This is a genomic window from Marinobacter bryozoorum, assembly GCF_023156245.1.
GTDB lineage: Bacteria > Pseudomonadota > Gammaproteobacteria > Pseudomonadales > Oleiphilaceae > Marinobacter > Marinobacter bryozoorum.
Genome location: NZ_JAKZAH010000012.1, coordinates 1 through 22,008 on the forward strand (window position 1 = coordinate 1; position 22,008 = coordinate 22,008).

The following is a 22,008-nucleotide window of genomic DNA, read 5'->3' on the forward strand; positions in this document are numbered from 1 at the left end:
GCTGACTCGATTTGGAACCACCAAACCTTCGCCACCGCGCCTAGCTCTCAAGGCTCTCAGTGGCTCAGTAGATCAGCAAATTAACCAAACGGGACACTAGAGGTACGCATAAGCCGGAAGGGCCGACTGGGTGAATGGGCGTCAGGTGCTACTATGGCGCTCAAGGTCCTGTTGTTGCAGGCCTTGGGAGTGGCTTCATTTCGTTGAAGTCACGGATTCAGAAGAGACCAAGAACTCTGCCGCAAACCGGACTTTTGCTCGTTAGAAATGCCTAACCCCGACAGGCTGCCAGAGCGGTCATAATCACTTATTCACATGCACAAGGGCGCCGTTCATGCAGCTTCAGGAGATTTCCTTCGCCCCCCGGATTCTTGCCACTCTCACAATGAAAGTGTGCTTACTCTTGTTGTGGGTAATCAGTTTTGCGGCGCACGCAGCTCCAGCGCTGGATGTGGGCGGCCCCCAGGTCCGGCTAACAGACTTCCCTGTTGGCTATCTGGTGGATGATTCACAACCGATGAATTATGAAGCTGCCCGCGAGCAAGCCTACGCACCCACAGACAGTACTCCGGCTCCCGGAACCGGTGCATCGGTCACCTGGCACCGCATTGCGCTGAATAATTCAGGGGCTGAAGCAAAGGCTCTGTTCTTGCATATGCCAGCGGCGTTTCAGGTACGGGGAGTCACCATCTATGAGGAGCGCTCCCAGCGACTGGTTGGGCAGGCCGAGGTGGACCTGAACAGTGCCCGCGATAATGAGCTGATGCACCGCGGTACCATCGTGTATCCGTTCTCGGTGCCTGCGGGAGAAACCACCGTGTTATATATCCGCAGTCAGTTGTATTCGCACCAGTGGTTTGAAGCGGAGATCTACGACGACAAGCACTCCCGGCAGGCGCTGGCGGCGGGTGCGCACCTGGACATCGCATTGCTGGTGGGGATGATGCTGGCGCTGGTGTTCTATAACGGTTTGCTGTATCTCGCCACCAGCAAAAAGGAGAACATTCTTTACTCTCTTTACCTCATTTCAGGGGTAGTCTGGATCGCTCTCTCTTACGGACTGATTGCGCAGGCGTTCAACGTCTACGGTGACGCCGTGTTTATCCTGAACCTGTCGGTCTTCACCATGCCGATCTTCCTCGTGCTGTTCATGATGGTGATATTCGAGACCCGCGAATTTTATGTGACCGAGCACCGAATTCTCCAGGGCTTGCTGGCTCTGCTCGTGGCAGGCTTCTGCTACGGTCTGTTTGATATTGAGGGAGCGTTGATACCAGCAAGCAGTCTGGCGGCATTGATGATGGTAACCACCTTGTCGGTCAGCGTCTCAATATGGCGCAAGGGCAACCCGTTGGTGAAGTTCTTCCTGGTGGGGCACAGCTTCTTTATCGTGTTCAATGCGTTTGCGGTACTGTTTTACAAGGGCCTGATGGAGCCAAACTACTTCAACAGCTATGGGGTCGGCATTGGCATTGTTATGGAAGCGATTACCCTGGCTTTCATCATTTCATACCGAATCAAACTGCTGGAAGAAATTCGCACCCAGCAGGATGAACTCAAACGGCAAGCCGCAACCGATCCGCTCACCCAACTCTACAATCGCCGGTATTTTGTGGCAGAGGGGGAGTCGCTGGCGGAGCAGGCGAGAACTCTGGGGGTGCCGCTGTCGGTAATCACTCTGGATATCGACCACTTCAAGGCAGTTAACGACACCTATGGGCATCACGCCGGCGACCTGGTGCTGAAGGCCGTAGCCGGCAATCTGCAGGCGTTCAGCCGAGACCGGGATCTGGTCGCGCGCTTTGGGGGAGAGGAATTTGTGATCCTGTTACCGGGTGCTGACCGTGGCGAAGCTGAACGTTGCGCTGAACGTATTCGCGGGGGCGTTGAAGGCGATGTCGTCCAGGCCGCCGATAAGGTCAGTATCCGGGTGACGGTCAGCCTTGGCGTTGCACAAGTGAATACCGCCGCGGAATCCGTAGAGGAGGCCGTCAACCGGGCCGACAAGGCGCTGTATACCGCGAAAACCGGAGGGCGGAACCGGGTTTGTTGTGCAACGTGAGAGCATGGCGGGTCAGGTTTGCCCAGAAACAACAAAGCCCGCACAAGGCGGGCTTTGTCTAAATTCGGATGGTGCCCGGAGGCGGAATCGAACCACCGACACGGGGATTTTCAATCCCCTGCTCTACCGACTGAGCTATCCGGGCAAGTTGCTTACTGCTGTGCAACGGGGCGCTATTAAACCGGTTTAGAATCACCGAGTCAAGGCTGCCTGACAAAAATTTCCCGGTGCTTGCGGGAGCTGGGCAAACCTTGATCAATTCGGGTTAGTCCTCGGGCGGAACATAGCCTTCGGCCTTGTCAAAGGGCTCGTTGTTGAAGAAGCGGTCCATCTGGGCCTGCAGGTATTTTCGGGTGTTCGGGTCCATCAGGCTCAGGTGCTTTTCGTTGATCAGCATGGTTTGCTGGGATTGCCACTCTTCCCAGGCCTGTTTTGACACGTTCTCGTAGATATCCTGGCCCTTGGCGCCGGGCATCGGCGGGAAGTCCAGGCCTTCCATTTCTTTCTGGTACTTGCGACAGAGTACGGTGCGGCTCATGGGAGCTCCTGTTTACCTGAAATATGTCGATGTAGCGGGATGATAACAGATCAGAGCAGGGCAGCCTGTTCAGGGTTGGCGAGTAGGGATCTCACCGGGGCGGGCAGGCCCAGTGCGAGTGCCTCGTCGCGGTGAAGCCACCGATGGTTGCCCGGCTCGTTAATGCCCTGGCTGCCGGTAACCCGGAGCCTGGCAGGCTGGATGTGCAGGTGGTAGTGGCTGAAGGTATGGCGAAACCCGCTGATCAGGCCTGGCTGGCTGCAGGCTACTCCGAAACGCTGCTCGCAGGCCTCTTCCAGCTCTTCCGCGCCGTAGGCCGGGTCGAGCTCCGGCAGGCTCCAGAGACCGCCCCAGATGCCGCTGGGTGGGCGCAGCTCCAGCAGTACCCGACCCTGAGGGTCTTCCAGGATCAGCATCCAGGTGACCTTTTCGGGCTTTTCCTTTTTGGGTTTGCGGCCTGGGTAGAGGTCAATCTCGTGGCGAGCCCTTGCCTCGCAGCCTCCCTGTAACGGGCATTTGTCGCAGGCGGGCCGGCTGCGGGTACACACCATGGCTCCCAGGTCCATGATGGCCTGGGTGTAGTCCCGTACCCGGGTGCTCGGTGTGTGCTCCTCGGCATGGGTCCAGAGTGCCTTCAGGGTGCTGGCCTGGCCCGGCCAGCCGGGTACGGCATGGTAGCGGGCCAGCACCCGTTTTACGTTGCCATCGAGGATTGCTGCGCGGCGGTCCCGGGACTGGGCGATGATGGCCGCTGCAGTGGAGCGACCGATTCCGGGCAGGTCTTCCAGTTGTTCCTGGCTATCCGGGAATTTCCCTCCGTGGTCCTCCATAACCCGGACAGCAGCCTTCTGCAGGTTCCTGGCCCTGGCATAGTAACCCAGGCCGGACCAGTGGCTGAGCACGTCATCCGTTGGGGCTTCCGCCAGGTCCCGGACGGTGGGGAAACGCTCCATGAAGGCCCGGTAGTAGGGGATAACAGTGGTTACCTGGGTTTGCTGGAGCATGATTTCCGACACCCATACCCGGTAGGGCGACCGGTCGTGGTGCCACGGCAGGTCGTGCCTGCCGTGCTTGTCATACCAGTCAAGGAGGCGTTCGGCGAACCGGTCCGTCATCGGTTGAACAGGCCCCGGATAGCGTCTTTCACTTTTTCGCCGTCTTCACCCTGCAGGCGTTCATCGATTTCCTCCCGTACTTTTTCTTCCGCTTTCTCGCGGGCACGGTCGGTTTCTTTCTTTACCTTCGCCCTGGCCGCATTGGCGGCGATGTCTTTGAGGGTGTCACGGAAACGGGAACCGTCGAACGAGCACATATCGGCGGGATCTTCGGCAAAGTTGCCGCGGCACTCAACCGGGATTACTACGTTTTCGACGTATTCGGTGACGCGACAGGCCTCGTCCCGGTGAATCTCGCCAACGATGCGCAGGCCGGCTTCGTAGTCGAGTTCGGAGGCCGCCATGTCTACGGTGCCATTACCTTCCAGGCGCATGCCGGCCAGGGCAGCGACGAGGTCGGTGTTGTCCAGGGTGTTGCCGTTGATCTGCAGCGTGCCCTTCATGTCATTGAATGGCGTTGTCTCGCCCCAGTTTGTGGTGGTGAGCTCTTCCTGGTTGGCCAGTGCAATGCCCTGGCAGGCTATCCGGGTCAGGTTCATGCGGGTGAACTGGCCCTCTGCCAGGTTGAAGTTAACGGTGCCATCAGCGTTGCGGCGCAGTACCGAGATCCGGTTGCCCCGGGTGCTGGCGTTGATGTCGATGTTGGCAGCCCCTGCGAGCATGTCCATTTCTGCCAGGTCCTGCAGCAGCGGCTGGCTTTGCACGCCGGATACCTGGGCACGGAGCTGCCAGCTGGGGTCGTCGGTGCGGGCATCGATATTGACGTTGGACTGGAAGCCGCCGTCGTACAGGTCGCCGCTGAAGTCACTGAGGCTCAGCTGGCCGTTGGAGGCATCAATGGATGTGTTGATATCAGTGATGGTCAGATTGCTGATGATCAGCTCACCCAGTCCCAGGTCGATATCAAGGGCCAGGCCCCGGATAGTCTCCAGCGGAAGCAGGTCGCTTTCAGCACCGGCGCTTGCCGGCGCGCCACCGGTGGATGGCTGGGTGTTGCCAGCTTCCTCTGCCGGGGGCGGTAGGTAACGGTCTGCGTTAAGCGCATCCCCTTCCAGCTGGAACGTGAGGGCACCGGATTCGATGTTGTAGCGGCCGCCCCCCTCAAAGGTAGTGTCATCCAGCACCATGGTCAGGCCGGACAGCTCCGCAACACCGGCCGGGCCGGTGAGGTTGGTACTCAGGGACACGCGGTTGAGCACCTCGGGGTCTGTGGTTTCGACGTCGTCCATGCCCAGGGTCTGCATCAGCTCACGCAGGGAGAACTCGGCCACGGCCAGGTCGCCGGTCACCCTCGGCTGGGTGCCAAAGCCTGCTATGTCCAGGCTGGTGGTCAATTCCAGGTTGGCCAGGGTAGCGCGCAGGTTGCTGAGGCTGGCCGTTTCGTTCTCCAGGTTCGCTGCTGCGCCGCCGGTGATCCGGGCCTGCAACGTGCGATCACCAAAGGCCCCTCCGGACAAGCCGAACTTGGCGTCCAGGCCGTTAACCGAGAACTCGTTCAAAGCCTCGTTGGCTGTCAGGCGTGCGGAAATATCGCCATTAACGCTCATTTCCGGCTGACCGGTGTTCACCAGGAAGCCCACTTCCAGCGGAAACTCGGAGCCCAGGGCGATCTGGCTGGCGAGCAGGCTGAAGTCCTGCAGCACAATCGACTGGCCGGTGGCCATGTCTTCATACTGAACGCTCGCGTCGGTGATGCGTATTTCTTCCACGGCAAAGGCCAGCACATCGCCGGATTCGCCGCCACTGGTTGCGGCCTCTTCCTGTGCGGCTTCAGCGGCTGCCTCATCGGCGGCAGGCGTCTCGCCTTCTGGCAGGATGCGGGTCCAGTTTCCGGTGCCGTCTTCTGCCACGGTGAGGCGGGCGTCCAGCCCGTCCAGCACGAAGGTGTGAACCTGTGGCGACATGGCGATCAGCGACCAGAAATCCACCTGTGCAACCAGTTGGCGCAGGGCCACGAACCGCTCGCCCTCAAGGGTGGCTTCCACATCATTGAGTTCCAGGCCCAGGGGGAACAGTGACCAGCCAATGTCACCAGAGAGGTCCAGGTCCAGGTTTGTCTTCTGCTCCACCACTCGCTCTATCTGCGGCTTGTAGGTGTTGGGGTCGATGACAAATACAGCGATGGCTACCGCAGCAATTGCCAGGAGAACCAGGCCAACAACGGCAAAGATGATGTAGCGGACAGCTTTCATGGTAACGGGATCCTTACTGGTCGTGTCCGGTGAGGGTTGGGAGCTGGGTTTAGTACTCTGATTAAAGCCTAACGCACAGATTACAAAATAAAAGGGCTGCAAGTATGACAAAATGGCAGGGTTTCGCCACAATAGGAAATTCCCTGACCCCTTACAAAAAAACCGGGCGATACAACACTGGAGGACACAGGCGTGGCTTTTACCGTATCCATTAAACTGAATCGCGAGATCGAGCTGGCCGCTCCCTTTGACGAGGCCTTCGCGCTTTTGTCGGATGTGCCCCGGTCGGTCAGTCATTTCCCCAAGGTTGACCGCCTGGTGGACCTGGGTGACAACACTTACCGCTGGGAAATGGAAAAGATTGGCGTCGACAAATACTCCATCCAGACGGCCTACGCCTGCCGGTACCATGCGGACAAGGACGCCGGCAAAGTAACCTGGCTGCCAGTGGAAGGGGAGGGCAACGGAGTTGTCGACGGCAGCTGGACGTTAACCGCGGTGGATGACCAGACCACCCGCGCCCGCTTCCAGACCGTAGCCGAATTGTCCCTGCCCCTGCCGGGCCTGCTCAAAATGGCCATCAGCCCTGTCGTCAAGCACGAATTCAATAGCCTGGTGGACACCTACATGAACAACCTGAAAAAGGCGTTCTGAACAATACTCCCTACTGTTGTCATAGCCCTTTCAACGGGACTCTGTTGTGGCGAACGGGTATAATTGCCCCTCGATTCACTCTTTGCTTGTCAATTTTCCGGAGTTTTCATGGCCGCTCGCAAGGCTCGGGTAGAGCGTAATACCCTTGAAACCCAGATTACCGTCGAGATCGACCTGGACGGTACTGGCAAATCCAGTTTCGAGACTGGTGTGCCCTTCCTTGATCACATGATGGATCAGATCGCCCGCCATGGCCTGGTGGACCTGACGATCAAGTCCACCGGCGACCTGCATATCGATGACCACCACACCGTGGAAGACATCGGCATCACCCTCGGCCAGGCCTTCAAGCAAGCGGTTGGTGACAAGAAAGGCATTCGCCGTTACGGCCACGCCTACGTGCCCCTGGACGAAGCCCTGTCGCGGGTTGTTATTGACCTCTCCGGCCGTCCGGGCCTGGCGATGGATGTGCCTTACACCCGCGCCTCAGTGGGTGGGTTCGATGTTGACCTGTTCGAGGAATTTTTCCACGGCTTCGTCAACCATTCCATGGTGACCCTGCACATCGACAACCTGAAGGGCAAGAACACCCACCACCAGATCGAAACCGTGTTCAAAGCCTTCGGACGCGCCCTGCGCATGGCCATCGAGCTGGACGAGCGCATGGCCGGCATCACACCGTCTACCAAGGGATCGCTCTGAGCGATCCCTGCTGACTCCAGGATTGTTCCACCGATGAATACCGTCGCCATCATCGACTACGGCATGGGAAACCTCCACTCCGCCCGCAAGGCCGTGGAGCACGTGGCCCCGGATGCCCATGTACTGGTCACCGACAACGCCGACCAGATCCGCGAAGCGGACCGGGTCATCCTCCCGGGCGTCGGCGCCATACGCGACTGCATGGCCGAAATGCAACGCCTGGGCGTGGACAAACTGGTTCGTGAAGTCTCCGTCGACCGCCCTTTCCTGGGCATCTGCGTGGGCATGCAGGCCCTGATGTCCCGCAGCGAAGAAAACGGCGGCGTGGACTGCATCAACCTGTTCGACTCCCAGGTCCGCTTCTTCGGCGAAAACCTGGTTGAAAACGGCGAACGCCTGAAAGTCCCCCACATGGGCTGGAACCAGGTCCGGCAGACGGTCGACCACCCCCTGTGGCACGATATCGACGACGGTGACCGCTTCTACTTCGTACACAGCTACTACGTGGAGTCCGCCGGCAACGACGCCATCGCCGGCCGCACCCACTACGGTGTCGACCTTGCTGCGGCGGTCGCCAGAGATAATATCTTTGCTGTCCAGTTCCACCCGGAAAAAAGCGCCCGGGCGGGTCTGCAGCTGTTGAAAAACTTCACTAACTGGTCAGGAAGCCGATAGCACGCACGTCTGAAGTTGTGTGCCGATTCCCGTCGAACAGACCTGGACACCGGTCTGGCAGACCACATCAATGTAGTGATCTGGTGGGTGGGGGCACTTTTCGGGACCTTCAAAAACAGGGACGTTTTTGAAGAGCCTACAGGGATGTATCCACGGCGTGTCCCGAAAAGTGCCCCCACCTGGCAGAGCACGGGCGGCAAGCCCCCAGGCTAAAACGCCAAAGTTAAAGGAATAAAAAGCAATGCTCATCATCCCCGCTATCGACCTCAAAGACGGCAAATGCGTACGCCTGCGCCAGGGCAAAATGGACGACTCCACCGAATACGGTGACGACCCCGTCGCCATGGCCGACCGCTGGGTCGACGCCGGCGCCCGCCGCCTCCACCTCGTCGACCTCAATGGTGCCTTCGCCGGCGAACCCGTCAACGGCGAAATCGTCCGCGCCATAGCCACCAAATACCCCAACCTGCCTATACAGATCGGCGGCGGCATCCGTTCCGCAGAAACCATCGAAGCCTACCTCAAGGCCGGCGTACAGTGGGTCATCATCGGCACCAAGGCCGTCAAAGAGCCGGAATTCGTCACCGAAATGTGCAAACAGTTCCCGGGCCACATCATCGTTGGCCTCGACGCCAAGGACGGCCGCGTGGCTACCGACGGCTGGGCCGAAGTCTCCGAAGTCATGGCCACCGACCTGGCCAAACGCTTCGCCAACGACGGCGTCGAAGCCATCGTCTACACCGACATCAGCCGCGACGGCATGATGCAGGGCGTCAACGTGGAAGCCACCGCGGCGCTGGCGGAAGAGGGCGGTATTCCCGTCATCGCCTCAGGCGGGGTCACCAACATGGACGATCTCAAACGCCTTGCCACCGTGGCCGACAAAGGCATACTCGGCGCCATCACTGGCCGTGCCATCTACGAAGGCACACTGGATGTATCCGAAGCCCAGGCCTACTGCGACAGCCTGAACAAAGCCTGAGGAGGGGCATGGCGGGCTCCCGCAGGCTCCTGGCTCAACGCTCGCACAGGCTCGCTGACAATCGAAAAACCTATGTTAAGGGACACTAGTATGTCACTGGCAAAGCGCATTATTCCCTGCCTCGACGTGGACAAGGGCCGCGTGGTCAAGGGCGTCAACTTCGTCGACATCCGGGATGCCGGCGACCCGGTAGAAGTCGCCCGCAAGTACAACGAACAGGGCGCCGACGAGATAACCTTCCTGGATATCACCGCCAGCCACGAGAGTCGTGACACCACCTATGAGACTGTCGAGCGCATGGCGGCCGAGGTCTTTATCCCGCTGACCGTTGGCGGCGGCGTGCGCACAGTGGACGATATCCGCAAGCTGCTCAATGCCGGTGCCGACAAGGTTTCCATCAACACCGCCGCCGTTTTCAACCCGGAGTTTGTCCGCGAAGCCGCCGAGCGGTTTGGCAGCCAGTGTATCGTGGTGGCCATCGATGCCAAGCAGGTGAGCAGCGAAGGTGAAGAGCCCCGCTGGGAAATCTTTACCCATGGCGGCCGCAAGCCTACCGGTCTCGACGCCGTCGAGTGGGCCCGCAAGATGGTCGCCATGGGTGCGGGTGAGCTGCTGCTGACCAGTATGGACCGGGATGGCACCAAGATCGGCTTTGACCTGGGACTGACCCGGGCGGTGAGCGATGCAGTGGTGGTGCCGGTGATCGCCTCAGGCGGTGTGGGTGAGTTGCAGCACCTGGCGGATGGCGTCACCAAAGGTGGTGCCGATGCGGTGCTGGCGGCTTCGATTTTCCACTTCGGGCAGCACACGATTCCCGAGGCCAAGGCGTTTATGAAGGCCCAGGGGATTGAAGTCCGGGAGTGATATTTTGCCACGGCCCTTCGACAAGCTCAGGGTGAACGGAAAACAGATAAAAGAGCTTTTGGCCACGAAATCCACGAAATCCACTAAAAAGATTTAATTGAACGTGTATTGCCACGGACACTCACTGACTCTCACGGACAATAACTTTTTTACTCAAGGCCCCGCCAGGGGCGTCCGTGGCAAAAGAATTCTTTAATCTTTCCTTTCCGTGGATTTAGTGGATTTCGTGGCAAAAAAATCCTTCATCTTTTCTTTTTATCGTTCGCCCTGAGCCCGTCGAAGGGCCGTGGCCAATAAGCCTTGAGCTTTCAGCTGGTCAGTCTCCACGACTCCGGGCCACAGACGTCACGATCTCCCGCTTTTCTCCCTCCGCAAACATCCTCCGGTTACCGTTGCGAATAGCCCAGATGCCGCTGACAGTGGCGACCGATATGCCCTGTTCGTCCAGTTCCGGTAGGGCTTTTTCCAGGTAGTCCACGGTAACCGTGTGGGGATGGCCGATGGCGATGGCCGTGCCATTTTCGCGGGCTTTGCGGATCAGTTGCTGGAACTGCTGATGAACGAATGCCTCGGTTTGTTCGTGGTCGAGGAATACGTCCCGGGTCAGGCTCGGGATGTTGCCTTCCGCGGCCACACGGCCCGCTACCGTGGTGGCGATGGTACGGCTGTCGACGAAGTAGAGGGGGTAGTGGTGCAATTCTTCCATCACCCAGCTCATGGGTTCGGATAACTGGGTCAGCAGGCTGCCCATGTGGTTATTGACGCCCTGGACGTGGGGGATCGCATGGAGGGCCTGTCGCAGGGTTTGGGTCAGGGTGGCTTTGTCCATGTCGACGGTAAGGCCGCCGGCACCGAGGCCGATGCTCCGGGTGTTGTCCATCGGGGCGTGCAGCATCACTTCCTTGTGGTTGCGGTGGGCCAGGGTGGCCAGTTCGGTGGTGTGGCGCCGGTACGGGAGGAATGCCAGTGTCAGGGGCTGGTCCATGTCGATCAGCCGGCGGCCTTCGTAGGCGTTGGCGCCCATGTCATCGATGATGATGGCAATGGTAGGCTGCAAGCCCTCCACTGCAGGGGGCGCCTCCATGTCCCCGGCGGTGCCCGGCGTTGATGCCAGCAGCAACACCAGCGCCGCGAGGCTAGTGCAGAACCTCACTCTGACGGATCTCCCCGTTTACTGAGAATGCCGATGCCCTTGAGCAGGTTCAGCGCGGAGCGCAGCTGGTAGTCCCGGTCGATTTCCGGGTTGCTGGTGCCCTGCTGGTCTTCCGGGCGAATGTCGCCTTCGCCGTTTTCCAGGTGGCCGCTGAGGCTCGCCTCGCTGAAGAAGGGGCCGCCTTCAATTTCGGTCAGGGTCGCCGGGCGAACCTCGATGTCCGGTGCGATGCCCCGGGCCTGGATGGAGCGGCCGTCCGGGGTGAAGTAACGGGCAGTGGTCATCTTGATGGCGTGGGTCTCGTCCAGCGGAACCACCGTCTGTACCGAGCCCTTGCCGAAGGAGCGGGTGCCCATGACAACCGCCCGTTCATGGTCCTGCAGGGCGCCGGCCAGGATTTCGGAGGCAGACGCTGAGCCTCCGTTGATCAGCACCACGATGGGCGCACCGTTGGCAACGTCGCCGGCCTTGGCGTTGAAGCGAAGGCGTGAACTCTGGATTCGTCCCTCTGTATAGACAATCAGCCCATCGTCCAGCAATGCATCAGAGGTTGCCACCGCCGCCTGCAGGATGCCGCCGGGGTTGTTGCGCACATCGATGATCAGGCCATCCAGGTCGCCGCCGTTGTCGCCCATCAGGGACTCGATGGCATCCACGAACTGGTCGCCGGTTTCCTCCTGGAACTGGGTGATGCGAACGTAGCCGTAACCAGGCTCCAGCATGCGGGACTTGATGCTGGTGACCTTGATGATGGCCCGCTCCACGTCGATTTCAATGGGAGCGCTCTCACCGTCACGCATAATGGTGAGGGTCAGGGTGGTGCCCGGTTTGCCGCGCATGCGGGTAACCGCGTCCTGCAGGCTCATGCCCTTCACCGGTTCATCACCGAGTTTGATGATCAGGTCGCCGGCCTGGATGCCTGCCCGTTGCGCCGGCGTGTCGTCGATCGGGGCAATGACCTTGACGAAGCCGTCTTCCATGCCCACTTCAATACCCAGCCCTCCGAACTCGCCGCTGGTGCTTTCTTCCAGCGCTTCGTATTCCGTGGGTTCCAGGTAGGCTGAGTGAGGGTCGAGTCCGGAAAGCATGCCCTTGATAGCGCTCTCCAGGAGTTCCTTGTCAGAAACGTCCTCTACATAGGCTTCCTTTATACGGCTGAATACCTCGGTGAACTTGCGCAGGTCATCCAGGGGAAGGGCAGCTTCTTCGCCCTGGGGAGTGCCGTGGGGCGACAGAGTGTCGCTCGGCCGGGGCTCCTGGGCACTGGCAAAGGTGCCATACAGGCAGCAAAAGGCGAGCAAGCCGCCGAAAAGCGTGGTTCTACGACCTTGGATAACCCGTTTCATTCAGCTTTCCTGTTGTGAGGCTGGAGGTACGGCAACCGTACTCCGGATTCAGTGTTACGCCGGTCAGTATGGCGCCCCCCGACGCGTTTGTCAGCCCGGGCATGCGCACCGTAGTCGTTGTTTTAGCGGCGTTTGAGCCAGCCTGTGGGGTTCTGGGGCTTGCCGTTGCGACGAAGTTCAAAGTACACCGCGGGGTCCTGGGTGCCACCGGTCCGGCCCGCCAGCGCGATCGTCTGACCGGCCCGTACCCAGTCGCCGGGGCTGGTCAGAAGGCTGGAGCTGTGGCCGTACAGGGTCATGTAGCCTTCGCCATGGTCGATAATCGTCAACATACCGAACCCCCTTAGCCAGTTGGAAAACACCACCCGGCCGTAGTGCACGGCCTTGACCTCGGCCTCTTCCTCGGTGTTTACAAGAATACCGTTGCGACGCAGGTGACCCTGGGCCATGGAGCCGCCAAAGGCCGCCACCAGGCGGCCCTCCGCAGGCCAGGCCAGGTCGCCCCGACGATTACTGAAGGGCTCTGTCTCGGTGGGTGAGGGGATGTTGGCAATGGCTTCTTCCACCTCTTTCAGCAGCTTCTCAAGACGTTCCCTGTCGGCCTCGAGGCGGCTGCGTTCATCCCGGCGGGCGGCGATATCCTGTTCCAGGCTGGCGAGGGTTTTCTCCCGGGTGGCCTGCTGTGCCTGGAGCTCCCGGTGGCGCTGGTCGGCTTCTTTTTCCAGCCGCACTACCTCCGCCTGGGCCTCCAGTTTGCGTTGCCGGGTGGTATTCAGTTCAGCGAGGGTATTGTTAAAGGTTTCCAGGCGCTGCAGGTTATCGCCACTGAGATACTCGTAGTAGGTCATGGTGCGGGCGATTTCCTGGGGATTCGCCTCGTTCAGCAGAACCTTGATGGCCGGGGCCTGGCCCTCCATCCAGGCACCCCGTAGCTGGTGCTTGAGGGCGGTGCGCTGCTCACGCAGGCTCTGTTCCAGGTCCTTTTCCTGCTGTTCCAGTTCACCCAGTTCCCGGGCCTGTTGTTGACGCCTTTCCTGCAACTCCCGGCGCTCACGGGTCAGGCGGCTGATTTCTTTCTCGGTGCGAGACAGGGTTTGTTCCAGCGCCGACCGATCTTCCTCGGCTTCCGACAGCCATGCGTCGATTTTCGCAATGTCTTTCTTGAGAGCCTCTACCTGGGCTGGTGTGACCTGTTCCTGGGCGTAGGCGGAGCCGATCAGCATTAACGCAAAAAGCGCCAGCCGGAGGGTTCCGGTGGCGCCTGTTACGGTTCTTGCAATGGCCTCAATCGCCATAGCTGGCGGCCTCAATGGCAATCAGCCCTGGCCCACTTCGACCAGGCTATGGCCGGACATTTCTCCGGGCTGTTTCAGGCCCATCAGGGTCAGCAGCGAGGGAGCCACATCGCTCAGGCTGCCGTCGTCTTTCAGGGATACCTGACGGTGGCCAATATAGACCAGGGGCACCGGGCCAACGGTGTGGGCGGTGTGAACCTGTCCGGAGGACGGGTCGGTCATCTGTTCGCAGTTGCCGTGGTCGGCGGTGACCAGGGCCTCGCCGCCCACTTCCTCCAGGGCCCCGGCGATACGGGCAACGCACTGGTCGACGCATTCAGCGGCCTTGATGGCGGCATCCAGCTTGCCGGTATGGCCAACCATATCGCCGTTGGCATAGTTACAGATCACCAGGTCGTACTTGCCGCTTTTGATAGCCTCTACCAGCTTGTCGGTCACTTCCGGAGCGCTCATTTCCGGCTGCAGGTCATAGGTGGCCACCTTGGGGGAGGGCACCAGGATCCGGTCTTCACCCTCGAACGGCGTTTCCAGGCCACCATTAAAAAAGAAGGTAACGTGGGCGTACTTCTCGGTTTCTGCGATGCGCAGCTGGGTCTTCCCGAGGGACGACACATATTCGCCGAGACCGTTTTTCAGTTGCTCCGGCGGGTAAGCGCAGGAGGTTTTGATATCGGCTGCATACTCGGTAAGCATCACGAAATCGGCCAGGGCCGGGTGCTTGCGGCGCTCGAAGCCATCGAAATCCTTTTCAACAAAGGCTCGGGTCATTTCCCGGGCCCGGTCGGCGCGGAAGTTCATGAACAGCACTGAATCACCATCGTTGATGGTGGCATCCGGCTCATTGTCACCCTGGATGCGAGTGGCCTTCACAAACTCATCGTTCTCGCCCCGCTCATAGGCTTCGTCGATGGCGGTTAACGGATCAGGGGCGGTAAATTCCGCCTCGCCCAGGGTCAGCAGGTTGTAGGCTTCCTCTACCCGGTCCCAGCGATTGTCCCGGTCCATGGCGAAATAACGGCCGACGATGGAAGCCACCCGGCCAACGCCCAGGGATTTCATCTTCGCCGAGGCTTTCTCGAGTGACGGGCGAGCGCTGCGGGGCGGCATGTCGCGGCCGTCGAGGAAGGCATGGATATAGACCCGCTTTGCACCCTTGCTGGCGGCCAGTTCAGCGGCGGCAAGGATGTGCTCCTCATGGGCGTGGACCCCGCCCGGTGACAGCAGGCCCATCAGGTGGACGGCACCGTCGTTGGTGACGGCCTTGTCGATGGCGGCGCACAGGGCCGGGTTTTCATTGAACGTGCCGTCTTCCAGGTCCTTGTCGATGCGCGTAAGGCTCTGGTAAACCACCCGGCCGGCACCCAGGTTCATATGGCCGACTTCCGAATTGCCCATCTGCCCCTGGGGCAGGCCCACGAACATGCCCGAGGTATTGATCAGGGTTTTCGGCTGCTCCGCCCAGACCTTGTCCCAGAACGGGGTATTGGCGTTGCTGATGGCGTTGTCTTCGGCGGGGTCACGGTGGCCCCAGCCGTCCAGTATGATCAGTGCCGTCGTCTTGCGAGTGCTGGTCATTACTCAATCCGGTGTGGTTGTGGAGGGCCGGCGAATGGCTCCGAACACGCTGGGGAACCGGTTCCCGGGCCTCCGGGGAATTTGAGGCTGAATTCTAACCCGAATCGGGTGTTCCGGGCTACGGACACCGCCTTCTGTCCCCGGCGGAGGGTGTGTATAATCCGGCCAAATTATTCTTTCGGGACAGGTTCATGGAACGGTTGCTTGAGTTCGTCGTAAATCATTACATTCTGGTATCTATCTTCGCGGCCCTGCTGCTGGCGCTGTTCTTCCTGGAGAGTCGCCGGGGTGGCAAGAAGGTATCCGCACAGCAGGCTGTGAACCTGATTAACCGCGATGAGGCCGTAGTGGTGGACATTCGCGACCGCAAGGAATTCAATGAGGGGCGCATTACCGGCTCCATCCACATCCCCCTGAACGCCATCAAGGACCGTGCCGGGGAATTGAAGAAGCACCAGGACAAGACCGTTATCGTGGTGGACAAGATGGGCCAGCATGCCGCCATGGCGGTTAAGCAGCTCAATGCCGAAGGCTACGACAACGTGGTACGGCTCAGTGGCGGCATCGGCGACTGGAAGGCGTCCAGCCTTCCCCTGGTGAAGAAATAACAACCGAACGCACAAGCAAATAAGGAAAGATCATGGCTGAGAACGATCAGCAGGCTGCCGGCGGCAGCAACGAAAACGCCAACCAGAACCAGCCGCAGTTCGCACTGCAGCGCATCTACGTGAAGGACCTGTCCTTCGAATCGCCCAATGCGCCGGATGTTTTCCAGCAGCAGTGGAAGCCGTCCGTGAACATGGACCTGAACACTTCCCACAACAAGGTGAGCGACACCCAGTACGAAGTGGTGCTGCACATTACCATCACCGCCAAGGTGGAAGACAAGGTGGCCTACCTGGTGGAAATCCAGCAGGCCGGTGTGTTCCTGCTCAACGGCTTCCCCGAGCAACAGGTACCGCCCATGCTGGGCGCCTATTGCCCGAACCTGCTTTTCCCCTATGCCCGCGAGACCATCGATAACGTGGTCAACAAGGGCAGCTTCCCGGCCCTGATGCTGGCGCCGGTGAACTTCGACGCGATCTTTGCCCAGGCGGTGAAGCGCAAGCAGGAAGAGCAGAAGCAGCAGGGCGAGGCCTCTCCGGAGGGCCAGCAGACCCACTGAGGCAACTGCCTCCAGGCCACAAAAAAACCGGCTCATTGCAGCCGGTTTTTTTGTGGGTGTCTGACGGGTTTTCAGCTGGCGCCGTCAAAGCCCAGCTGGCGCCAGGCTTCGTACAGCACCACGGCTGCAGCGTTGGAAAGGTTCAGGCTGCGGCTGTGGGGCAGCATGGGAATGCGCAGCCTTCGCTCCACCGGCAGACCGTCCCGCACATCCTCCGGCAAGCCCCGGGTCTCCGGGCCGAACATCAGGTAATCCCCTTCCTCGAAGCGGACCTGGTGATAGAGCTGGCTGCCCCTGGTGGTCAGCCCGAACAAACGCCCCGGTTGTTCACTGTCCAGGAAGGCCTGGAAGCTTGCGTGCACAGTCACGCTGGCATACTCACTGTAATCCAGCCCCGCCCGGCGCATCTGCTTGTCCTCCAGGGTAAACCCCAGTGGCTCGATCAGATGCAGGCGGCAGCCGGTGTTGGCGCAGAGCCGGATGATATTGCCCGTGTTGGGGGGTATCTCCGGCTCGTAGAGCACGATGTTGAGCACAGAGGTGATCAGCGCTCGACGGCCAGGGCCACGCCCATACCACCACCAATGCACAGGGTGGCCAGGCCTTTCTTCACATCACGGCGCTGCATTTCGTGCAGCAGGGTGACCAGGATACGGCAACCGGAGGCACCGATGGGGTGGCCCAGGGCAATGGCGCCGCCGTTGACGTTCACCTTGCTGGTGTCCCAGCCCAGGTCACGGTTCACGGAAATGGCCTGGGCGGCGAAGGCCTCGTTGGCCTCGACCAGGTCCAGGTCATCCACGGTCCAGCCGGCACGCTGGAGACAACGCTGGCTGGCGGGAATCGGACCGGTGCCCATAATCGTGGGATCGACGCCGGCATTGGCGTAGCCCTTGATAACCGCCAGCGGCGTCAGGCCCAGCTCTTGTGCCTTGGCGGCACTGCACACCAACACAGCGGCGGCACCATCGTTCAGGGATGAGGCGTTACCGGCAGTCACGGAGCCATCTTTCTTGAAGGCCGGCTTGAGCTTACCCAGCCCTTCAGCGGTAGTGCCGTCCCGGGGGCCTTCATCCTGGTCGACAACGACCGGGTCGCCCTTACGCTGGGGAATGGAAACGGGCACAATCTGGCTGTCGAACCGGCCTTCGGCCCGTGCAGCGGCGGCTTTCTGCTGGGAAGCGGCGGCGAATTCGTCCTGTTCCTCCCGGGTGATACCGTATTTCTCGACAATGTTCTCCGCGGTCACGCCCATGTGGTAATCGTTAAAGGCATCCCACAGGCCATCGTTGATCATGGTGTCGATCATGGTCCAGTTGCCCATGCGCTGGCCGTTACGGCTGTTGGGCACCACGTGGGGCGACTGGCTCATGCTTTCCTGCCCTCCAGCGAGGATCATGTCCGCATCGCCGCACTGAATCGCCTGGACGGCCATGTGCACCGCCTTGAGGCCGGATCCGCATACCTTGTTGATGGTCATGGCCGGAACGGAGGCGGGAATGCCGGCATTGATAGCGGCCTGGCGAGCCGGGTTCTGGCCACAGCCAGCGGTCAGTACCTGGCCAAGAATAACTTCATTGATCTGGTCGGCGGCTACGCCGGTTTCTTCCAGCAGGGCCTTGATAACGGCGGTACCCAGCTGGTCCGCTTTCAGGCTGGAAAGTGAGCCACCGAAGGTTCCGATGGCAGTGCGTTTTGCGGCTGCTATAACGACGTCTTGCATTTGGGGGTGTCTCCGTTTATTGGTTTTTGCCCCCTTAGTGATCGGGTTTCGGGGGCTCGGTACCCGGTGGGGGCCTTCTTCCGCTGCAATTCAGGGGCCGTCCCTGGCACCCGCCTTGCACCGCGCCATCCATGGCGCTGCTCCAGAAGGCCCCCACCGGATACTGGATAGAGTTTCGTGCCGTCCTCGTTGAGCAAGACGGGAATTCTATCTGAATTGGTTCAGTCGTCCTAATTGGGGCAGGCGATGCTCGACATCGCTAATGCATACCGGCAACCAGGTCTTTTGGGAGAAAAAGACGTAGGTGTTTGCTGTAAGAGCAAAGCACCAAAGAACCGGATACCCGAAGTTCAGCAAGAGGGATCGGGTGGTTGGCTTTTCGTAACAGCGCCATGGATGGCGCGGAGCAAGGCCGGCCCAGGGATGGGCCGTGAATTGCGGTGGAGAAAAGCCAACCACCCGAGCGCTCCTGCTCCCAAACCCACAGGCCTGGAGAGCGCCAACCACCCGAGCCCTCCTGCTCCCAAATTCACAGGCTGGGAGGGCTCCCAACGCCGATACCCGGAAGGCTTGGAGCCCACTACACAAGGGCCAGCGCAATCACCCGAAGCCGCTCCCGCCCAATCGCCTCACCAAGCGCCTTGCCCTTGAACCCCTTGGCCATCAACGACCGGGCATCCACTGCACGGGCCTCCTCCAAAGCACGCTCCAGTGTACGGCTAACCTCGGTTTCCAGGCCTTCCGGCAGACAGGTCAGGGTTTGCAACAGCAGATCAAACCTTTCAGGCCGTCGCCAGGCATCCGCATGGTTAAACAGCTCATACACACGCCCTGCAGACAACGGTCGTTTACGGGCCTCGGGAACCGCTTCAACCACCAGCCGCGCCAGGTCCCGGCAATCATTGGGTGCCTTCAACGCAGCGGCCCGCTCTGCTACCTGCGACGGTAAAAGCGGGTGGAGCAAGGCGGCAAAACGGCATTCTGTGGCCAGCCCCTTTTCAGCGGTAGCGGCCAGGGCGGCCATGGCATTGCTGAACGCCGCATCATTGTTCGCCAGTTCCGGAATCAGGATACCGAGGGCCCCGGTTGCCTTGAGTACCTCAAAGAAGGTCACAGGAGTAACCTCATGCAGGGCCCGCTGGAACTCCTGCCAGACCCGCTCTGGCACCAGGTGCTGTACCTCGCCGTCGGCCACCATCGCACGCATCAGCGCCATGGTCTCATCAGCTACTTCAAAGCCCAGGTGATGAAAGCGAGCCGCAAAACGCGCCGCTCTCAGGATACGCAGGGGGTCTTCCGAGAAGGCCTTCGACACGTGCCGGAGTTGACGGTGCTCCAGGTCGTCCCGACCACCGAACGGATCAACCAGCGTGCCGTCCTCCGCCTGCGCCATGGCATTGATGGTCAGATCACGACGTTCAAGGTCATCCTCCAGGGTCACATCCGGCGCGCTGTAGACAGTAAAGCCATGGTAACCATGCCCCTGCTTTCGCTCGGTGCGGGCGAGGGCGTATTCCTCCCGGGTTTTGGGGTGCAGGAACACCGGAAAGTCCGCCCCTACCTGCTTGTAGCCCAGGGCAAGCATCTCCCCCGGTGTGGCGCCAACCACCACCCAGTCCCGGTCCTTCACCGGAATGCCCAGCAACTCGTCGCGGACTGCGCCACCAACCAGATAGATTTCCATGGGAGAAGACCTTTTACTGTACTCATTTCCCGGGCAGGCCCCGGGTCACCAAAGCGGGGATTATGAGGCCGTGACGGGTAACAGGCAAAAAACTGGCCGCATACAGGGAGCTGGTCGTTACCTGTGTGGGTACCTGTGTGAGTGCCTGTGTGGGTCAAGGACACGGCGAGGATTTGCCGCTTGCGGGCTGGCGTTACAGCGAAGGTTCAAAAAATATCTATCGGATCATGGTGTTGTAAAAGTTGGAATGAATCTTTCATGCAGCAGGGAAAGCATCTGGCAGTACAACCGGAGTCTTACCGATGAAATCAGTGTTAATGGTCGTTGCCGGCCTTCTTGTGCTCAGCGGCTGCATGCACGGTGGTTACCACCACGGGCATGGGGATAGCCGTTTCGAGCCCATTGTCGTACGCGTCAGCGGCTTTGGCACCTACGAAGATGCCGCCGCCGACAGGCTCAGTACCCGCAAGCGCCTGATGGCCCGGCGGGCCTCACAGCTGGATGCGTACCGCAACCTGGCGGAGCGGGTCTACGGTACGGTTGTCTATGGCAGCTCGACGGTCAGTGACTTCGTGGCTCGCAATGACATGTTCCGCACCTACGTGGACAGCTACCTCCGTGGCGCGAAGGTGGTATCGGTTAACGAACACAGCGATGGTGTGGTGGAGACCGTGATGGAACTCAAGCTGGAGCGCCGTTTCCGCGAATGCGTTGCCCATGTCAGTGACCGGAACGTGGCCCGTGTGTGCCCGGTGCCCGTGCCCCGTGACAACGACGCCGCCGGCGATGTGGTAAGCCGTGAAAGCACAGACTCCCTGTACTACCTGGATTGACCAACATGATGACCAGATCCCGTCGCCGCTTGCTGGTGTTCCTGCTGACCCTCGCCCTGGCCGGGCCAGCCAGCGCGGTTGTGCTTGAAGGAACCGGCATCGCCACCATTCGTGGCGGTGACCTGGACGCCGCCCGGGAAGAGGCCCGCAAGGCCGCGTTGCGAGATGTGGCCCTGCAATACGACGCCCGCATCCGCAGCGAAGATACCCTGGAAGATGGTCGCATCACCGATTCCCGGCTCACCGTGGCCTCCAGCGCCCGGGCCCGCAACGTACGAATCACGGACGAACGACAGCTCGGCAATGCGCTGCGCATAACCCTGAAAGCTGATGTGTCGGAAGACGCCGGTAACTGCCACGTGGGTGACGCAGCAAACCTGAAAAAACGGGTGGCCGTCACAGGCTTCACCGTCCAGCGCCCGCAGCAGGTCCGTCACGGCCGCCTGGACGACGCCGGCGAAGTCTTGCCGCAAATGATCCAGGCCGGCCTGCAGCAGCGAGGCAACCTGCAGGTTCTCAAGGCGGCGACCACCCAGTTACACCCGGATGTGGTCAACGCGCCCACCCAGCGTCAGTTCGATAACCGCCTGACCAATGTCACCCAGATCGCCCGCGAGCTTGGCGCCCAGTTTGTCGTCGCAGGGGTGATCCGGGACATCGGCGTGGAAGATCCTTCCGCCTGGGGCACCTCCGTGCTGAGCAAACTGAGCCGGGGGTTCGGTGCCAGCAACCGGAACCGTCGCTTCGTGGCTGACCTTATGATATTCGATGGCTTCAGCGGCTCACCGGTATACCAGAAACGCTTTCAGACCCAGGGAGACTGGAATGCCGGCATGGGCGAATCGGAGGGATTTGGCTCGGCCGGGTTCCTGGATACCAGCTTTGGCCAGGAGGTGGCCGGTGTGATCGACCAGATGCATAACGACATCCAGCACGCCCTGTCCTGTCAGCCCTTCATGACCCGTATTACCCGGGTGGAAGGCACAACCGTCACCCTGGAATCCGGCGCCACCTCAGGCCTGCGCCCGGGAGATAGCCTGAAACTCTACCGAAGCGCCACCCACTTCGACAGCCTGGGCGCCACCCCGGAACTCAAAGACGCCGACATCGAAGTCACCCTCGACAGCGTCTTCCCCGAATACGCCAACGGTCTCATCCCCCAATACGGTGCCCTGGAAAACATCCAGCGGGGCGATATTGCCATTATCTGGTAGCAACAAGTGGGTGTGAGCTTTCTGATGGTCTGAGCCATCCGGGTGCGGCCCTGAAAAGTGCGACTCTGACTTGTCTGTCCCGGACCCGAAAAAAGCCAGAAGCGTCCCGGGGGTGGGGAGGTCTTTCAAAGCAGGGCCATGGATGGCCCGGAGCAAGGTCGGCCCAGGGACGGGCCGTGAATTGCGGCGGCGAAAGACCTCCCCACCCCCGGGGCGCCTTGCACCGAATTTTCAGG

General features: G+C 60.4%; 20 protein-coding genes and 1 tRNA gene. 10 read left to right on the forward strand and 11 right to left on the reverse strand.

Features of this window, described 5'->3' with window-relative positions; all coding sequences use genetic code 11:
• The first annotated feature begins 385 nt into the window (after positions 1-385).
• The gene (locus MLC59_RS08710) at positions 386-2,062 is read left to right on the forward strand and encodes a sensor domain-containing diguanylate cyclase (RefSeq protein WP_282450915.1); all 1,677 of its coding nucleotides are present in this window, start codon (positions 386-388) and stop codon (positions 2,060-2,062) included.
• 69 nt (positions 2,063-2,131) lie between these two features.
• Here the strand turns inward: MLC59_RS08710 and MLC59_RS08715 are convergent.
• From MLC59_RS08715 to MLC59_RS08730, 4 genes are all read right to left on the reverse strand, one after another.
• A tRNA-Phe gene (locus tag MLC59_RS08715) sits at positions 2,132-2,207 on the reverse strand.
• A gap of 120 nt (positions 2,208-2,327) precedes the next feature.
• A complete protein-coding gene (locus tag MLC59_RS08720; RefSeq protein WP_248233439.1) occupies positions 2,328-2,600 on the reverse strand; it encodes an oxidative damage protection protein in 273 nt (90 codons plus the stop codon).
• A gap of 50 nt (positions 2,601-2,650) precedes the next feature.
• Positions 2,651-3,715 (reverse strand): A/G-specific adenine glycosylase, encoded by a 1,065-nt coding sequence (gene mutY, locus MLC59_RS08725; RefSeq protein ID WP_248233441.1) that lies wholly within the window; start codon positions 3,713-3,715, stop codon positions 2,651-2,653.
• A complete protein-coding gene (locus MLC59_RS08730) occupies positions 3,712-5,907 on the reverse strand; it encodes an AsmA family protein (RefSeq protein WP_248233442.1) in 2,196 nt (731 codons plus the stop codon). The genes mutY and MLC59_RS08730 overlap by 4 nt, the downstream gene beginning before the upstream one ends.
• Before the next feature lie 192 nt (positions 5,908-6,099).
• On the opposite strand from MLC59_RS08730, the gene MLC59_RS08735 reads away from it, so the two are divergent.
• The 5 genes from MLC59_RS08735 to hisF all read left to right on the forward strand — a co-directional run bounded on the left by MLC59_RS08735 (position 6,100) and on the right by hisF (position 9,784).
• Entirely contained in the window at positions 6,100-6,561 is a 462-nt protein-coding gene (locus MLC59_RS08735; RefSeq protein ID WP_248233445.1) for an SRPBCC family protein, read from the forward strand.
• Between the two features lie 108 nt (positions 6,562-6,669).
• On the forward strand, positions 6,670-7,263 hold the full coding sequence (gene hisB, locus MLC59_RS08740; protein WP_248233448.1) for an imidazoleglycerol-phosphate dehydratase HisB: 594 nt from the start codon (positions 6,670-6,672) through the stop codon (positions 7,261-7,263).
• Positions 7,264-7,296: 33 nt separating this feature from the next.
• A complete protein-coding gene (gene hisH / locus MLC59_RS08745) occupies positions 7,297-7,938 on the forward strand; it encodes an imidazole glycerol phosphate synthase subunit HisH (RefSeq protein ID WP_248233449.1) in 642 nt (213 codons plus the stop codon).
• Positions 7,939-8,179: 241 nt separating this feature from the next.
• Positions 8,180-8,920, forward strand: a complete 741-nt coding sequence (hisA, locus tag MLC59_RS08750; RefSeq protein WP_248233452.1) for a 1-(5-phosphoribosyl)-5-[(5-phosphoribosylamino)methylideneamino]imidazole-4-carboxamide isomerase — start codon at positions 8,180-8,182, stop codon at positions 8,918-8,920.
• A gap of 90 nt (positions 8,921-9,010) precedes the next feature.
• Positions 9,011-9,784, forward strand: coding sequence for an imidazole glycerol phosphate synthase subunit HisF (gene hisF / locus MLC59_RS08755; RefSeq protein WP_248233454.1), 774 nt, complete (start codon positions 9,011-9,013; stop codon positions 9,782-9,784).
• 316 nt (positions 9,785-10,100) lie between these two features.
• Here the strand turns inward: hisF and MLC59_RS08760 are convergent, their stop codons facing one another.
• The 4 genes from MLC59_RS08760 to gpmI form a co-directional block, all read right to left on the reverse strand.
• Positions 10,101-10,868, reverse strand: a complete 768-nt coding sequence (locus MLC59_RS08760; protein WP_248233575.1) for a divergent polysaccharide deacetylase family protein — start codon at positions 10,866-10,868, stop codon at positions 10,101-10,103.
• A gap of 65 nt (positions 10,869-10,933) precedes the next feature.
• Positions 10,934-12,283, reverse strand: coding sequence for a S41 family peptidase (locus tag MLC59_RS08765; protein ID WP_248233455.1), 1,350 nt, complete (start codon positions 12,281-12,283; stop codon positions 10,934-10,936).
• 122 nt (positions 12,284-12,405) lie between these two features.
• The gene (locus MLC59_RS08770; protein ID WP_248233458.1) at positions 12,406-13,578 is read right to left on the reverse strand and encodes a murein hydrolase activator EnvC family protein; all 1,173 of its coding nucleotides are present in this window, start codon (positions 13,576-13,578) and stop codon (positions 12,406-12,408) included.
• A 21-nt stretch (positions 13,579-13,599) separates the two neighbouring features.
• Entirely contained in the window at positions 13,600-15,153 is a 1,554-nt protein-coding gene (gene gpmI, locus MLC59_RS08775) for a 2,3-bisphosphoglycerate-independent phosphoglycerate mutase (RefSeq protein WP_248233459.1), read from the reverse strand.
• A 191-nt stretch (positions 15,154-15,344) separates the two neighbouring features.
• Here gpmI and MLC59_RS08780 point away from each other — a divergent pair, with 191 nt between their 5' ends.
• On the forward strand, positions 15,345-15,761 hold the full coding sequence (locus MLC59_RS08780; RefSeq protein WP_248233461.1) for a rhodanese-like domain-containing protein: 417 nt from the start codon (positions 15,345-15,347) through the stop codon (positions 15,759-15,761).
• 32 nt (positions 15,762-15,793) lie between these two features.
• Positions 15,794-16,318, forward strand: coding sequence for a protein-export chaperone SecB (gene secB / locus MLC59_RS08785; RefSeq protein WP_248233463.1), 525 nt, complete (start codon positions 15,794-15,796; stop codon positions 16,316-16,318).
• Between the two features lie 71 nt (positions 16,319-16,389).
• Here the strand turns inward: secB and trmL are convergent, their stop codons facing one another.
• The 3 genes from trmL to MLC59_RS08800 all read right to left on the reverse strand — a co-directional run bounded on the left by trmL (position 16,390) and on the right by MLC59_RS08800 (position 19,725).
• Positions 16,390-16,854: a tRNA (uridine(34)/cytosine(34)/5-carboxymethylaminomethyluridine(34)-2'-O)-methyltransferase TrmL gene (gene trmL / locus MLC59_RS08790; protein WP_248233464.1), complete on the reverse strand. Its 465-nt coding sequence runs from the start codon at positions 16,852-16,854 to the stop codon at positions 16,390-16,392.
• Positions 16,855-16,862: 8 nt separating this feature from the next.
• Positions 16,863-18,041 (reverse strand): acetyl-CoA C-acetyltransferase, encoded by a 1,179-nt coding sequence (locus tag MLC59_RS08795; RefSeq protein ID WP_248233466.1) that lies wholly within the window; start codon positions 18,039-18,041, stop codon positions 16,863-16,865.
• Between the two features lie 580 nt (positions 18,042-18,621).
• On the reverse strand, positions 18,622-19,725 hold the full coding sequence (locus tag MLC59_RS08800) for a tRNA nucleotidyltransferase/poly(A) polymerase-related protein (RefSeq protein ID WP_248233468.1): 1,104 nt from the start codon (positions 19,723-19,725) through the stop codon (positions 18,622-18,624).
• Between the two features lie 353 nt (positions 19,726-20,078).
• Between MLC59_RS08800 and MLC59_RS08805 the strand changes: the two genes are divergently transcribed.
• Together MLC59_RS08805 and MLC59_RS08810 are read left to right on the forward strand one after the other, a co-directional pair.
• On the forward strand, positions 20,079-20,558 hold the full coding sequence (locus MLC59_RS08805; protein ID WP_248233577.1) for an LPP20 family lipoprotein: 480 nt from the start codon (positions 20,079-20,081) through the stop codon (positions 20,556-20,558).
• A gap of 5 nt (positions 20,559-20,563) precedes the next feature.
• Complete coding sequence (locus MLC59_RS08810) at positions 20,564-21,772, forward strand: flagellar assembly protein T N-terminal domain-containing protein (protein WP_345799760.1); 1,209 nt, start codon at positions 20,564-20,566, stop codon at positions 21,770-21,772.
• Positions 21,773-22,008 lie beyond the last annotated feature (236 nt).

Excerpts from the sequence above, each read along its gene's own strand:
- MLC59_RS08710 (WP_282450915.1), top strand. The coding sequence starts at position 386 with ATGAAAGTGTGCTTACTCTTGTTGTGGGTAATCAGTTTTGCGGCGCAC.
- MLC59_RS08720 (WP_248233439.1), bottom strand. The coding sequence starts at position 2,600 with ATGAGCCGCACCGTACTCTGTCGCAAGTACCAGAAAGAAATGGAAGGC.
- mutY (WP_248233441.1), bottom strand. The coding sequence starts at position 3,715 with ATGACGGACCGGTTCGCCGAACGCCTCCTTGACTGGTATGACAAGCAC.
- MLC59_RS08730 (WP_248233442.1), bottom strand. The coding sequence starts at position 5,907 with ATGAAAGCTGTCCGCTACATCATCTTTGCCGTTGTTGGCCTGGTTCTC.
- hisB (WP_248233448.1), top strand. The coding sequence starts at position 6,670 with ATGGCCGCTCGCAAGGCTCGGGTAGAGCGTAATACCCTTGAAACCCAG.
- hisH (WP_248233449.1), top strand. The coding sequence starts at position 7,297 with ATGAATACCGTCGCCATCATCGACTACGGCATGGGAAACCTCCACTCC.
- hisA (WP_248233452.1), top strand. The coding sequence starts at position 8,180 with ATGCTCATCATCCCCGCTATCGACCTCAAAGACGGCAAATGCGTACGC.
- hisF (WP_248233454.1), top strand. The coding sequence starts at position 9,011 with ATGTCACTGGCAAAGCGCATTATTCCCTGCCTCGACGTGGACAAGGGC.
- MLC59_RS08760 (WP_248233575.1), bottom strand. The coding sequence starts at position 10,868 with ATGGAGGCGCCCCCTGCAGTGGAGGGCTTGCAGCCTACCATTGCCATC.
- MLC59_RS08765 (WP_248233455.1), bottom strand. The coding sequence starts at position 12,283 with ATGAAACGGGTTATCCAAGGTCGTAGAACCACGCTTTTCGGCGGCTTG.
- MLC59_RS08770 (WP_248233458.1), bottom strand. The coding sequence starts at position 13,578 with ATGGCGATTGAGGCCATTGCAAGAACCGTAACAGGCGCCACCGGAACC.
- gpmI (WP_248233459.1), bottom strand. The coding sequence starts at position 15,153 with ATGACCAGCACTCGCAAGACGACGGCACTGATCATACTGGACGGCTGG.
- MLC59_RS08780 (WP_248233461.1), top strand. The coding sequence starts at position 15,345 with ATGGAACGGTTGCTTGAGTTCGTCGTAAATCATTACATTCTGGTATCT.
- secB (WP_248233463.1), top strand. The coding sequence starts at position 15,794 with ATGGCTGAGAACGATCAGCAGGCTGCCGGCGGCAGCAACGAAAACGCC.
- MLC59_RS08795 (WP_248233466.1), bottom strand. The coding sequence starts at position 18,041 with ATGCAAGACGTCGTTATAGCAGCCGCAAAACGCACTGCCATCGGAACC.
- MLC59_RS08800 (WP_248233468.1), bottom strand. The coding sequence starts at position 19,725 with ATGGAAATCTATCTGGTTGGTGGCGCAGTCCGCGACGAGTTGCTGGGC.
- MLC59_RS08805 (WP_248233577.1), top strand. The coding sequence starts at position 20,079 with ATGCACGGTGGTTACCACCACGGGCATGGGGATAGCCGTTTCGAGCCC.
- MLC59_RS08810 (WP_345799760.1), top strand. The coding sequence starts at position 20,564 with ATGATGACCAGATCCCGTCGCCGCTTGCTGGTGTTCCTGCTGACCCTC.